This window comes from Chitinophaga hostae, from assembly GCF_018224885.1.
In the GTDB taxonomy this organism is placed as follows: domain Bacteria; phylum Bacteroidota; class Bacteroidia; order Chitinophagales; family Chitinophagaceae; genus Chitinophaga; species Chitinophaga hostae.
Map to the genome: position 1 here is coordinate 54,453 of NZ_JAGTXB010000027.1, position 13,237 is coordinate 67,689.

A 13,237-nucleotide genomic window follows, 5' to 3' on the forward strand; every position below is an offset into this window, starting at 1 on the left:
CGCCGCTAATATTCCGGCTGTTCATGATTTAAGATGATAGTGGATTGGCCTATCTTTAACCTCCGTTCCGTTATGGGGACAATGATAATAAAAATAATGAACTATTATGAGCAGTAAAATAAGTGTATTGGCTATTTGTGGGAGTACGCGTGCATCTTCCTCCAATCATCATCTTATTAAGGCGATCACTGAAATGGGGACAGGGGTATTTGATGTGCAGCTTTTCGGAGGATTAACGGATCTCCCGCATTTTAACCCTGACCAGGACCTGTTGCCGGATGCTGCACCTGCAGCGGTGCAACAGTTCCGTAAACAGCTGGAGGCAGCAGATGCGGTATTGATCTGCACACCGGAATATGCGATTGGTGTGCCGGGTACATTAAAGAATGCGATAGACTGGACGGTGTCGTCCATGCATTTTTCCAGGAAGCCGGTGGCGCTGATCACGGCGGGTACTTCCGGGCATAAGGCGCATCAGTCGTTGCTGGGTACCTTGCTGATCATTGAATCGAAGATTGCGGAAGACGCGCAACTGGTGGTGTCTGGTGTGAAAACAAAGGTAAATGAGCAGGGGGTGATTACAGACGAAGGAACGTTGACGCAGGTACGAAAACTGGTAGATGCCCTGGCGGCGGTAACGCGGGGGGAGGAACTGGTTATTTTGCCGGCGCCTTCGCTGTTTTAGCCTTAAATGTATAATGGCAAACGGCTTTGCGGGATTTCCTGCAAAGCCGTTTGTCATTATTGTGATGGTCTATTGTACCGTGTATTTCTTGTCCTGGGTAATGCTCTTCCAGTTATCTGTACGGAAAGGTGCTGCCGGGAAGCCTTCCTTATTAAAGAGGTTATCTTCCAGGTTATCATCTGCCCAGCCAAAACGTACGGCTACGGGACTGCTCACCTCATCTGTGTATACTACAACCTTATCACCATCAACATATGCTTTGGCGTAGTGAAATTGCTGATCAGCACCTGCTACTTCAAATCCCCGGATGTAACCGTATTTATCTTTTACGGTAAGTCCGCCGCCAATATGGGTAAAGCTGATAGATACCTTGTTGCCGTTTGTTTGCATAGACTGGTATACTGGTCCGCTGTACACGTTGTTTTGGCCGTAGGTATTATGTAAAGCTGTTGCGGCCAGTCTTTTGCCTACATCCTGTTTATTCCTGGGATGGATATCTTTTGGTTCGCCGATGTCGGTAATAACCGCCATGCCGGTATTGGGTACCTGCAGGGAGAGCGTTTGAGCTTCTCTCAGCTCGGCCCATTTGCTGCCGTTTTTGCTGTTGCCATTGGCGGAGTTAAAGCTGGCCAGTTGTACAAAGTAGAACGGGAAGTCGCCTTGTTTCCACAGCCTGCGCCAGTCGTTGATCAGCAGCGGAAATGCGGTCCTGTACTGGTAGGCGCGGTCGGCATTGCTTTCTCCCTGGTACCAGATAGCGCCTTTTATAGCAAAAGGTATAACGGGGTTGATCATGGCGTTGTACAGCAGGGAAGGGTAGCTGTTGGGTCCAACGCTGCTGCCGTTTCCCGCTTGCACAGCGGAAATACGGAAGGCCCAGTTGCCTGCCAGTGATTGTTTGTGGCCGCCTGTATTTACAAAAACCTCTTCGGGTTCGCCGGTAAAACCGCCACCACCACCGGTGTCCTGTATTTTCACCGCAATCACGTTGTCACCGGCCTTTAATACGCCTGCCGGTATGGTATACTGGCGGGGTATATTGTAACCGTTGGTAGTGCCGATGCGTGTACCATTGATATACGTAACCTCGTTATCATCTATGGCGCCCAGACTTAGTTCCGCGGGTTTGCCTGCATCGGCATCTGCGATGTTGAAGTGATAACGGAACCATACTTCGCCGTCGAAATCAGGGAGCTGTTGCTGTTCCCATACACCGGGGACTTTCATTTTCTTCCACGACTGATCGTTGGCGTCGGCAGCCGACCAGGAGGCGGCGGTAGCGGCGTCGGGCAAACTGCCTTGCAAGCTGGCAATCTGTTTGGCGACTTTGTTTTTTGCGACAGTGGCAAATGAGTCGAGATTCAGTACCGGCGTGTTTTTCATCAGATCGCTGAAGGCGGGATTGTCTGCCAGTCCTTCGCGGCTGATCCATGTTTCCACCATGGTGCCGCCCCAGGAAGTATGTATTAAGCCAATGGGTACATGCAGTTGTTCATTTAATGCGCGTGCAAAGAAGTAGCCCACAGCGGTAAAGTCGCCCGTGTTTTCCGGGCTGGCGGCCAGCCAGGCGCTTGGTTTTACATCTGTTTTGGGAGTAGTGGCTATTTCTTTCGGTAAATAGAAATGCCGGATCTCCGGGTTGGCAGATGCGGCTTTTTCTTTGTCAGCGTTCAGGACATCATTTACGTGAAATTCCATGTTCGACTGACCACTGCAGATCCATACATCGCCCATCAGGATATCATGCAAGGTAATATCGTTTTGTCCTTTCACCGACAGGTTATAGGGGCCCCCCGCTTTTTCGGGATTCAGTAATACTTTCCACTGCCCGTTTTTATCCGCTTTTACTGTTTTTGTTTGCCCGTTAAACTGCACTGTTATCTTTTCATTTTTATCTGCCCATCCCCATACCGGAATAGGTTTGTCGCGTTGCAGCACCATATTGTCCCCGAAGATGTTGGGTAAACGAACGGTAGCAAAACTGACAGAACTGAGCATTGTGGCTGCCAGTAATAAAACTGTTTTTTTCATGATAGTGATTATATAGTTATCGCGTGGAATTGTTATAAGATTATAAATGTAATGAAGACATCTTTTATTTTATAATTTTTATACAGGAATTGGAAAAGAAATACCAACGGATCAAGATGCGGGCTTCTTAAAATTATATACAATTAACCGGGAATAGTGTAACAATTCCCCTCCGTGTGCGAAGTAGCTTTGCATAAAATCAGTCAATTATGTCAATAGCTACTATATCCGCACAACCGGCAACCGTATCTGCAAAGAAGCAGATTAAAGAATCATTCCCCGTATTGGAAATGACCTGTGCCGCCTGTGCCGTCAGCGTGGAATCCATGCTGAAATCAGTGCCCGGCGTAGCAGATGCCGGCGTTAACTTCGCCAACCAGCGCGCCTGGGTGGATTATGATCCTTCCGTGGTAACGCCGGAACAACTGCAAACGAGTGTTCGCAGCGTAGGTTACGACCTGTTGATCAATAAGGAAAACCAGGAAGAAGAACAGGCTGCCGCACAACAGCAGCATTACCAGCAGGTAAAACAAAGAACCATCTGGTCGGCCGTATTATCGTTACCGGTAGTGATCATCGGCATGTTCTTTATGGATATGCCTTATGGCAACTATATTATGATGGCACTGGCTACGCCGGTAGTATTTTTCCTGGGCCGACACTTCTTTGTCAATGCCTGGAAGCAGGCCCGCCACGGTAAAGCCAATATGGATACCCTGGTGGCGTTGAGTACAGGTATTGCCTGGCTGTTCAGTACATTTAATACTTTCTACCCTGAATTCTGGCACCAGCGCGGTTTGCACGCCCATGTATACTTTGAGGCGGCAGCGGTGGTCATAGCCTTTATATCTCTCGGAAAATTACTGGAAGAGAAAGCCAAATCAAATACTTCTTCTGCTATCAAAAAACTGATCGGTCTGCAACCCAAAACGGTGTTACTCGTAAGCGCCGATGGCGATACCACCGAAATACCCATTGCGCAGGTACAGGTAAATGACCTGTTGCTGGTAAAACCCGGAGAAAAGATCCCGGTAGATGGTAAGGTGGATAACGGGCAGTCTTATGTAGACGAAAGCATGATTACCGGTGAGCCGGTGCCTGTCGCTAAAAAGGCGGGTGAGCCCGTATTTGCCGGTACTATTAACCAGAAAGGCAGTTTCCAGTTCCGTGCTGAAAAAGTAGGCGCAGATACCCTGTTGGCGCAGATCATTAAAATGGTGCAGGAAGCCCAGGGCAGTAAAGCGCCGGTGCAGAAACTGGTGGACAAGATTGCCGGTATCTTCGTACCGGTGGTGATAGGTATTGCGATATTAACCTTTATTTCCTGGATGGTATTGGGCGGCGATAATGCCTTTACCCATGCTTTGCTTACCTCCGTTACAGTGCTGGTGATAGCCTGCCCCTGTGCGCTGGGACTGGCTACTCCAACCGCGATCATGGTGGGCGTAGGTAAGGGCGCGGAAAATAATATACTTATCAGGGATGCGGAAAGCCTGGAGCTGGCCCATAAAGTGAATGCGCTGATCCTGGATAAAACCGGTACCATTACGGAAGGTAAACCTGTAGTAACAGATATTATCTGGAACACTACAGATGCCAACGCCAGCGCCGTTTTGTATGCGCTGGAACGTCAATCAGAGCACCCGCTGGCAGAAGCGGTAGTATCCCATCTGCAGGAAAAAAATGTAAAGGCAGTTTCTTTACAACATTTTGAAAGCGTTACCGGTCGGGGGGTAGCCGGCACTTATGCCGGCAGTTCCTGGTATGCAGGTAACCTGCAGCTGATGCAGGATCACCGCGTGGTGATAGACAGTGATATCGCAGCTAAAGCCGGCGCTCTCCAGGCAGCGGCCAATACCGTGATCTACTTTGCTACCGGTACCGTGCTGCTGGCAGTGGTAGCTATTGCAGATAAAATCAAGGCTACTTCCAAAACCGCTATTGAAACCTTACAACGCAGCGGTATTGAGGTATATATGCTTACCGGCGATAATGCGCATACCGCCGCCGCTGTGGCCCAGCAGGTAGGAATTAAGCACTACCGGGCAGAAGTGTTGCCGGCACACAAAGCAGAATTTGTAAAAGAATTACAGCGTGCAGGCAAAGTGGTAGCGATGGCGGGCGATGGCATCAATGATTCACAGGCGCTGGCACAGGCCGATGTAAGCATCGCTATGGGTAAGGGTTCTGACATTGCTATGGATGTGGCTAAGATGACGCTGATCACGTCAGACCTCAACAGTATTCCCCGGGCCTTTAAATTATCCGGAAAAACTGTTCGTACGATTAAACAAAATCTCTTCTGGGCGTTTATATACAATGTGATCGGTATTCCCATTGCGGCAGGGGTATTGTTCCCGTTTAACGGTTTCCTGCTCGATCCCATGATTGCGGGGGCTGCTATGGCGCTAAGTTCTGTGAGCGTAGTGAGCAATAGTTTACGCCTGAAAGCCGCAAAATTATAGTATAATAATTATGTAAAAGGAATCATGAATTGTATAACAGTCGCCGCTTCCTTTGTCCGTAATTTTACATCATCAAACAAATATTCATCACCAGATAAAAGAAAATAAAATGGAAACAGTACAGTTTAAAACAAACATTAAATGTTCAGGATGTATAGCAACGGTAACGCCTGTATTAAATAACCTGGCCGGAAAAGACAACTGGGAAGTGGATCTGCAGAGCCCCGATAAAATACTGACCGTAACAAAGGAAAACCTTGATAAAAGTGAAGTAAGGGTGGCGATAGAGAAAGCAGGGTACAGGGCAGAAGCATTATCATAAATTAACCGCCTGCGGGCATAGATGAATTATCAAAAAAATTAAAACTGAATAACATGAAAAAGATATTATTGACAGGTATAGCATTGGCAGCGGCATTTTTACAACCCGGCATGGCACAGGAACGTACCGCATCAACTCAACTTTCTCCTTTACTTTCCCTTTACTATAATATCAAAGATGCGTTGATCAGTGGTAATTCCGTTGCAGCAGCTGCCTCCGCGGAAGCGTATGTGGAAGCGGCTGCAAAGGTGGATATGGCATCTATGCCGGCGACGGCGCATGAAGCGTATATGCCATTGTCGGAGAAACTGTTGACGGATGCCAAAGCAATGTCTGGCACAAAAGACATCAATAAACAGCGGGAATATTTTAAAACCTTCTCCGATAATTTTTATACGCTGGCCAAAGCGGTATCTATTTCCGCACAGCCCGTTTACCAGGAATACTGCCCCATGAAAAAGGCCTACTGGCTGAGCAGCAGCACCGCTATCAAAAATCCTTACTACGGTAACCAGATGCTGACTTGCGGAAAAGTAAGCGATACCATTAAGTAGTTCCTTAAATTTAATTATGAAAGCAGTATTTCTGTATATAACATTGATGAGCCTGTGTAGTATTGTTGCTGCACAGGCTTCTTTGTCTCAGGCGCCAAAGGTTGTCCGCTACGATCTCTACGTAGGCGATACCATGGTGAACTATTCCGGAAAAACCAAACATGCACTGGCGATTAACGGTACCATTCCCGGCCCCACCCTTCATTTTACCGAGGGAGATACCGCCGAAATATACGTACATAACACGCTGAAACAGGAAACTTCTATCCACTGGCATGGCATTATTTTGCCCAACCAATACGATGGCGTATCCTACCTGACAACAAGACCGGTAAAAGCCGGCGAAACTCACCTGTACCGTTTCCCGGTGGTGCAGCACGGTACGTACTGGTATCATAGTCATACGATGTTCCAGGAGCAGAGCGGTATGTATGGCGCTATCGTGATGCACAAAAGAAATGAACCTACCGGTAAAGAATATATGTTGTTGCTGAGTGACTGGACGGATATGCATCCGCATACCGTAAACCGGTACCTGCACAACGCGAACGATTGGTTTGCTATTAAAAAGGGATCCGTGCAGAGTTATGCGGAAGCGATCGGGCATAAGCAGTTCCCCACCAAAGTAACCAATGAATGGAAACGCATGAATGCCATGGATGTAAGCGATGTGTATTATGAACGTTTCCTCAGTAATGGTAAAGCGGTGGAAGAGCAGCCACAGTTTAAAGCGGGAGATAAAGTGCGTTTGCGCATTGTGAACGGCAGCTCCTCTACTTATTTCTGGTTGCACTATGCCGGCGGAAAAATTTCGGTGGTAGCCAATGATGGCGCCGATGTGGAGCCGGTGGAGGTGGACCGTTTGCTGGTGGGTGTATCTGAAACCTATGATGTAATAGTAACGATACCGGATAATATGCAGTATGAATTTATGGCTACTGCGGAAGATCGTACAGGTTCCACCTCGTTATGGCTGGGCCAGGGGATGAAAATGCCTGCCAAACCATTACCGCGCCTCAAATATTTTGAGGGAATGAAGATGATGAACGACATGATGAAAATGAACGGGGATATGGATACCAGCGGCGGCATGGAAATGTCGAATCAGCAAATGGATATGAATACCGTGATGTACCCGGAGATTACCGGTGAAGAGAAAGCTGCGCCTATGCAGCATGACATGCATGGCATGCAAATGGATAGCGCCGCCGGGGATATTGTAACATTGAATTACGGCATGTTAAGAGCGCCGGAGAAAACCACTTTACCGGAAGGACCCGTGAAGCTGCTGAATTTTGAATTAACAGGGAACATGAATCGTTATGTATGGAGTATCAATAATAAAACGGTTTCTGAAACAGATAAGATCTTAATCAAGAAAGGGGAGATCGTGCGGATCGTGTTGTATAACAATACCATGATGCGGCATCCGATGCATTTACACGGACATTTTTTCAGGGTGTTAAATGGACAAGGCGAATATTCACCGTTGAAAACAGTGCTGGATATTATGCCGATGGAACGCGATACTATTGAGTTTGCGGCTACGGAAAGCGGTGACTGGTTCTTTCACTGTCATATCCTTTATCACATGATGAGCGGTATGGGCCGTGTGTTCAGTTATGAAAATTCACCGCCTAACCCGGAAGTGCCGGATCCAGCGATGGCTTATAAAATGCTGAAGAAAGATGATCGCATGCTGCATACCATGGCAAGAGTGGGATTAGAAAGCACCGGCAGTGATGGAGAAGTGATGGTAGCGAATACGCGGTATCGTTTTTCGACTGAATGGCGGCTGGGAGTAAACGATCATCACGGTTATGAAAGCGAAAGCCATTTTGGAAGATACTTTGGTAAAATGCAATGGCTGTTTCCATACGTTGGCTGGGATGTGCGGTACCGTAAGATGGATGACGCAGAGAAGAATTTATTCGGGCAAAAGAATACAAAGGACTTCAGACAGGTGTTTCACGTGGGACTGGAATATACGTTGCCCATGCTGATTGTGGCCGATGCTTCGGTGGATACAGACGGGCGTTTGCGCGTGCAGCTGATGCGGGATGATGTGCCGGTAACAAGACGTCTGCGTTTTAGCTTTATGGTGAACACGGATAAAGAATATATGGCCGGATTCCGGTATATCGTTACAAGGAATTTTGCCTTTTCCACTCACTACGACAGCGATATGGGGCTGGGAGCGGGTATTACATTAAGCTATTAAATAGAACAGTATGGAACATCAACATCAGCATCAGCACACCGACATGAAGATGGATATGCCATCGCATGAGCATGCGGGGATGAAACACGAACAACAACAGATGGGACATGGGGGACATCATGATCATCATGCGATGATGATCGCGGATTTCAGGAAACGCTTTTATGTAGTGCTGATACTAACGGTGCCTGTTATGCTGCTGTCGGAAATGATACAGCATTGGTTAGGCATCACTATTAGTTTTACGGGAGATAAATACCTGTTGCTGTTGTTGTCTTCTGTAGTCTTTGTATACGGTGGCTGGCCATTTCTGAAGGGCTGGTATGAAGAGATGAAGGCCTGGGAGCCGGGCATGATGACGCTGATTGGGTTTGCCATTACGGTGGCTTATGTATACAGTGTGGCCACTGTATTTGGTTTATCCGGCATGGATTTTTTCTGGGAGCTCACTACGCTGATCCTGATTATGTTGCTGGGGCATTGGATTGAGATGAAGTCGGTAGCCGGCGCTTCACGGGAGCTGGAGTTGCTGGTGCAGCTGATGCCGGACGATGCGCATTTGGTGCATGGTGATCATATCATGGATGTGAAAACGGCATCGCTGAAGGCGGGGGACATTATTTTAATCAAGCCGGGGGAGAAGGTGGCAGCAGATGGTAATATTACAGAGGGCGAAACCTATTTGAATGAGAGTATGCTGACCGGCGAATCGAAGCCGGTGCAAAAGCAGCAGGGGGATAAGGTGATTGCAGGGGCTATTAACGGGAATGGCGCCATCAGGGTGGCTGTAACACATGGTGTGGCCGATTCTTATTTGTCGCAGGTGGTAAAGCTGGTACAGGATGCGCAGCAATCCAAATCAAAAACGCAGTTGCTGGCTGACAAGGCTGCGCGCTGGCTGACGTTGATTGCTATCCTCGCCGGGATTGCCACGTTTTTATACTGGTGGCTGAGTGGGCGGGAGCTGTCTTTTGCGATAGAACGCATGGTAACGGTGATCGTGATTTGTTGTCCGCATGCCCTGGGATTGGCGGTGCCGCTGGTGATTGCTAAATCCACGGCGTTGTCGGCACGGCATGGTTTACTGATCAAGAACCGTACGGACTTTGAGAACTCCCGGAGAATTACCAGTATTGTCTTCGACAAGACCGGTACGCTTACGGTGGGCCGTTTTGAAGTGGTACGCTTTGATACTTTACAGGCGGGGTTAGAGAAAGAACAGGTGTTGCTGCTGGCAGCTGCTCTGGAAGGGAGTTCGGAACACCCGATTGCCACAGGTATTTTGAGTAAAGTGAAGGCATTGCAGCTGGCGGCGCCGGCTGCGGAAAGTATAACGGCCATTACCGGGAAAGGTATCAGCGGGAAGGTAAACGGAAAAGAGGTGATGGTGGTAAGCCCGGGATATGTTGCCGAGCAGCTCCGGGACGCGAATACAACGGATATACAGGCAGGGGAAACATTGGTATACGTAGTGGTGAACAATGCCGTGGCGGGTTTTATTGCGCTGGCAGACCAGATACGGCCGGAGTCGGCAGGGGCTATTGCCACGCTGAAGGAAAACCGGATCAAAACCACCTTGTTAACGGGCGATAACCGGGTAGTGGCGGAAAGTGTAAGCAAGGCGTTGGGAATGGACAATTTTATTGCAGAAGTGCTGCCTCACCAGAAGCTGGATAAGATAAAGACATTACAACAGCAGGGAGAGTTTGTGGCGATGACGGGAGACGGGATCAATGATGCGCCCGCGCTGGCCCAGGCAGATGTGGGAATTGCCATTGGCAGCGGCAGCGATGTGGCGGCAGAAACAGCCGGTATTGTGCTGGTCAACAGTAATCCGCAGGACGTGGTAAATCTCATTTTATTCGGGAAGGCTACGTGGCGGAAAATGATCCAGAACCTGGTTTGGGCAACCGGGTATAACATTGTGGCGTTACCATTGGCGGCCGGGGTGCTGTATAAAGAAGGGATTTTGCTGAGCCCTGCGGCAGGCGCGGTTTTGATGACGGTGAGCACGGTGGTGGTGGCCATTAATGCGAGCCTGTTAAAAGTAAAAGAATCCGGAAAGTAAATATTAAGTGAAAGTAAATATTGTGTAATATTGTAGTGGATTTATAGACGTGATATTACACAATATTTACAACTGTTTTTTACACATTGTCCCGCGAGCTCCTCTCAAAATGATAACCATATGGATATTCGCCACTTACTCCACCGCATTGTGAATGCCGGCACTTCCCGACAGGAAGAAGCGTTAGCAAAGGTGACCAGGATGGTCAATACTTTTTCGGTTATCACTATTACGCTTTGTCTTCTCTTTGGAGGGCTTGTTTACCTGGGGACTGGTAAAATGGAGTTGCTGGTACCTGCCTGCATCGAAGCTACCCTTTTCCTGGGGGTATTTTTACTCAATAGCATAAATAAGCCTGTTTTAGCCAGTATTGCCTTTGTGGCGATCAACAATATTGCGATTGTGTATTTCAGTGCCGTAATGGGTATGTTAACAGAAGTACACATGTTATTCCTGTTCCTGCTGGGCGCTTCCCTTATGATTTTCCAGACCCGTACGCTGGTAGTGGCCAGCATTGTGGTATCGGTGTTATCGGTGATTGCCTGCGAAACAAACTATTATAACAATTTTATTACTCCGCTGGCCATGGGGCATGAGCAGCAGTTTATTGTCCGCTGGATTACCCTGCCGGCCATCCTGCTGCTGGATATCGCTACTATCTTCCTATATATCAGCAAACTGCGTACGCTCAATACAAAACTGGCCAAAGCAACGGATGAAAAAACCATTTTTGTCAGGGAAACCAGCCATGAGATCCGGAATCCGCTGAATGCCATTTACGGGATCAGCCAGGACCTGATGATGAAGGTGCAGAAAGAAGACCGGTACAGTGATCTTCGCCCGGAAGTAGAGCATCTGTACTCTGCCACCCATAACGTATTACAGATCATTAATAACGTGCTGGAAATTTCCAGGATTGAAGAAGGCGGCTCGCACAATATTCACAATGAAGCGTTTAATATACGCGAATTGATTTCGGATAAAATTATTGTGTACCAATACATTGCGGAAATCCGTGGTATCCGGATAAAGGCGGATATTTCGGAAGATATGCCGGTGGCTATTGTGGCGGACAAGGGTAAACTGACGCAGGTATTGAATAACCTGTTATTTAATGCTATTAAATTTACCCGTGTAAACAGTGTGATAGCTGTAAAAGTATTGAGAGATGGAGAACAGTGGCAGTTTCGCGTAAAAGATCAGGGCCCGGGTATTCCGAAGGAAGACCTGCTATCGATATTTACGCCGTTTAAAGCGGGTAAAAGTGAATTTGAAGGTACCGGGCTTGGATTACCTATTACCCGGAAGTATGTAGAACTGATGGGGGGTAAAATTACCGTTAACAGTATGTTGCAGCAGGGAGCTACCTTTATTGTAAATCTGCCGCTTACTGTTTGTGATATGCCTTTGCCGGCAACAAAAGAAGCTTTTATGGAGCTAACGCTGCACAAAGGATTAAAGGGTCTTGTAATAGATGATAATGAGATGAGCCAGCTGGTGTTATCCAATTTCCTGCGCCGGCTTGGTTTCAGTACGGTTACTGCCGGAAATGGCGTGGAAGGGATCAACAAAGCAATGGATGAAAAACCGGATATCATTTTCATAGATAGTTATATGCCGGGACTCAGCGGGAAAGATACTGTAAAGCAATTCCGTGAAATACCTGCCTTTAAAAATATTCCGGTGATTGCAGTATCCGGGGATGCGTTCCAGGAGTCGATCGATGATATGCTGGGCGCAGGTGCGAGCGAATATATTTCCAAACCTATCGATCTCAAGCTGCTGAACAGCACCCTGAATAAGCTGCTACCGCAATAATCAGGCGTATCCATAATGGTAGCGGGTGGTATCCTGGCTACTCCAGTCTATATTTCCTTTCATCATCCTTCCCAGGGTGAGCACATATTCTTCCAGAATGGGTTTTACGGCAGCCGAGCACAAAGCGGTGAGTACATCTGCGGTGTTATTGAACAGCGCTACTTCCGAGTTGTGGATACGGATCGCCTGTTCTACAGCTTGCTCCAGCGTAAGCTGGTGATGATGTTTCAGTAGCATTACCAGGTTCAGTTCGTCGCCGCCTTCCAGCTCTTTTGAAAAGGAGTAGAGGTCGTTTGCCCAGCAAATAGTTTGACTGCAATACAATCCCATACTTTTTACCTGTTTGTTGGCCCTCAGATCGGCAGGCAGGTTAATTTCCCCCATGAGGGTAGCCAGGTCCAGGAAGAAATTGGCGCCGCCTATCTGTGGCCGGAACCGGATGTAATCTTTCAATGAAATGTTCCGCGCATTATCTACATGTTTCATACGCCACATATTAGCGATAAAGGCATCTTTCAAACTGCGGGCAAACCTCACCTGCCAGGCTTTGGTGCTGATACTGCGCATGCGCTGCCAGATATCGCTCATGGCGGCGAGGATAGGGCCGCCGGTGTCCAGTGTAAAGGTTTTATTGGCTTCCAGGATCTGCATCATGTTATACACAGTGCGTTCAAAGCCGGTGTTGAGTTCGTTGGGTGACAGGGCATCGAGGTGGTCATCCCACAGGAACAGCAGGGTGTTGAAATCGCTGGCCATACATAGGGAAGACAGGGGGGCATTGGGAAACATCCGGGCAACCATCCAGGTAAATTTCTGTGCATGATAGTCATCCCAGGTGTTTTCATCTTTTACCAGGTGGAAGTGATGTACCCAGGCAGTAGTGTGTTGGTCCGCTTCAGATACGCGCGGATGGAGACTCTCAGGGAACGGACAATAGAGTTCCGGAGAGGAGGTTGTTGTTAGCATGACAAATTGCATTTAAAAGTGAATAGATAAAAGTTGATATAATTTGACCGGAGCAGTGATAAATAGTGTTTAACGGATTTCGATTTTTCCCGGTATTACAAATTTAT

9 protein-coding genes are annotated in these 13,237 nt (G+C 47.8%); 7 read left to right on the forward strand and 2 right to left on the reverse strand.

The window, feature by feature from the left end; translation table 11 throughout:
- The first annotated feature begins 106 nt into the window (after positions 1-106).
- Positions 107-685 carry an NADPH-dependent FMN reductase gene (locus KE626_RS32030; protein ID WP_211977166.1) on the forward strand — a complete coding sequence of 193 codons (579 nt, stop codon included), beginning with the start codon at positions 107-109 and terminating at the stop codon, positions 683-685.
- A gap of 69 nt (positions 686-754) precedes the next feature.
- Here the strand turns inward: KE626_RS32030 and KE626_RS32035 are convergent, their stop codons facing one another.
- Positions 755-2,716, reverse strand: a complete 1,962-nt coding sequence (locus KE626_RS32035; RefSeq protein ID WP_211977167.1) for a sialate O-acetylesterase — start codon at positions 2,714-2,716, stop codon at positions 755-757.
- A gap of 209 nt (positions 2,717-2,925) precedes the next feature.
- On the opposite strand from KE626_RS32035, the gene KE626_RS32040 reads away from it, so the two are divergent.
- The 6 genes from KE626_RS32040 to KE626_RS32065 all read left to right on the forward strand — a co-directional run bounded on the left by KE626_RS32040 (position 2,926) and on the right by KE626_RS32065 (position 12,164).
- Entirely contained in the window at positions 2,926-5,181 is a 2,256-nt protein-coding gene (locus tag KE626_RS32040) for a heavy metal translocating P-type ATPase (RefSeq protein ID WP_211977168.1), read from the forward strand.
- Positions 5,182-5,290: 109 nt separating this feature from the next.
- Positions 5,291-5,503 carry a heavy-metal-associated domain-containing protein gene (locus KE626_RS32045; RefSeq protein WP_211977169.1) on the forward strand — a complete coding sequence of 71 codons (213 nt, stop codon included), beginning with the start codon at positions 5,291-5,293 and terminating at the stop codon, positions 5,501-5,503.
- Positions 5,504-5,556: 53 nt separating this feature from the next.
- Positions 5,557-6,057: a DUF3347 domain-containing protein gene (locus KE626_RS32050; protein WP_211977170.1), complete on the forward strand. Its 501-nt coding sequence runs from the start codon at positions 5,557-5,559 to the stop codon at positions 6,055-6,057.
- A 16-nt stretch (positions 6,058-6,073) separates the two neighbouring features.
- Positions 6,074-8,278, forward strand: a complete 2,205-nt coding sequence (locus KE626_RS32055) for a multicopper oxidase domain-containing protein (protein WP_211977171.1) — start codon at positions 6,074-6,076, stop codon at positions 8,276-8,278.
- A gap of 10 nt (positions 8,279-8,288) precedes the next feature.
- A complete protein-coding gene (locus tag KE626_RS32060; protein WP_249207863.1) occupies positions 8,289-10,346 on the forward strand; it encodes a copper-translocating P-type ATPase in 2,058 nt (685 codons plus the stop codon).
- 120 nt (positions 10,347-10,466) lie between these two features.
- Positions 10,467-12,164 (forward strand): ATP-binding response regulator, encoded by a 1,698-nt coding sequence (locus KE626_RS32065; RefSeq protein ID WP_211977172.1) that lies wholly within the window; start codon positions 10,467-10,469, stop codon positions 12,162-12,164.
- Here KE626_RS32065 and KE626_RS32070 read toward each other — a convergent pair whose 3' ends face one another.
- Positions 12,165-13,130, reverse strand: coding sequence for a terpene synthase family protein (locus tag KE626_RS32070; RefSeq protein ID WP_211977173.1), 966 nt, complete (start codon positions 13,128-13,130; stop codon positions 12,165-12,167).
- Positions 13,131-13,237 lie beyond the last annotated feature (107 nt).

What these genes read in the sequence shown, in the direction of transcription:
- KE626_RS32030 (WP_211977166.1), top strand. Translation starts at nt 107, where the DNA reads ATGAGCAGTAAAATAAGTGTATTGGCTATTTGTGGGAGTACGCGTGCA.
- KE626_RS32035 (WP_211977167.1), bottom strand. Translation starts at nt 2,716, where the DNA reads ATGAAAAAAACAGTTTTATTACTGGCAGCCACAATGCTCAGTTCTGTC.
- KE626_RS32040 (WP_211977168.1), top strand. Translation starts at nt 2,926, where the DNA reads ATGTCAATAGCTACTATATCCGCACAACCGGCAACCGTATCTGCAAAG.
- KE626_RS32045 (WP_211977169.1), top strand. Translation starts at nt 5,291, where the DNA reads ATGGAAACAGTACAGTTTAAAACAAACATTAAATGTTCAGGATGTATA.
- KE626_RS32050 (WP_211977170.1), top strand. Translation starts at nt 5,557, where the DNA reads ATGAAAAAGATATTATTGACAGGTATAGCATTGGCAGCGGCATTTTTA.
- KE626_RS32055 (WP_211977171.1), top strand. Translation starts at nt 6,074, where the DNA reads ATGAAAGCAGTATTTCTGTATATAACATTGATGAGCCTGTGTAGTATT.
- KE626_RS32060 (WP_249207863.1), top strand. Translation starts at nt 8,289, where the DNA reads ATGGAACATCAACATCAGCATCAGCACACCGACATGAAGATGGATATG.
- KE626_RS32065 (WP_211977172.1), top strand. Translation starts at nt 10,467, where the DNA reads ATGGATATTCGCCACTTACTCCACCGCATTGTGAATGCCGGCACTTCC.
- KE626_RS32070 (WP_211977173.1), bottom strand. Translation starts at nt 13,130, where the DNA reads ATGCTAACAACAACCTCCTCTCCGGAACTCTATTGTCCGTTCCCTGAG.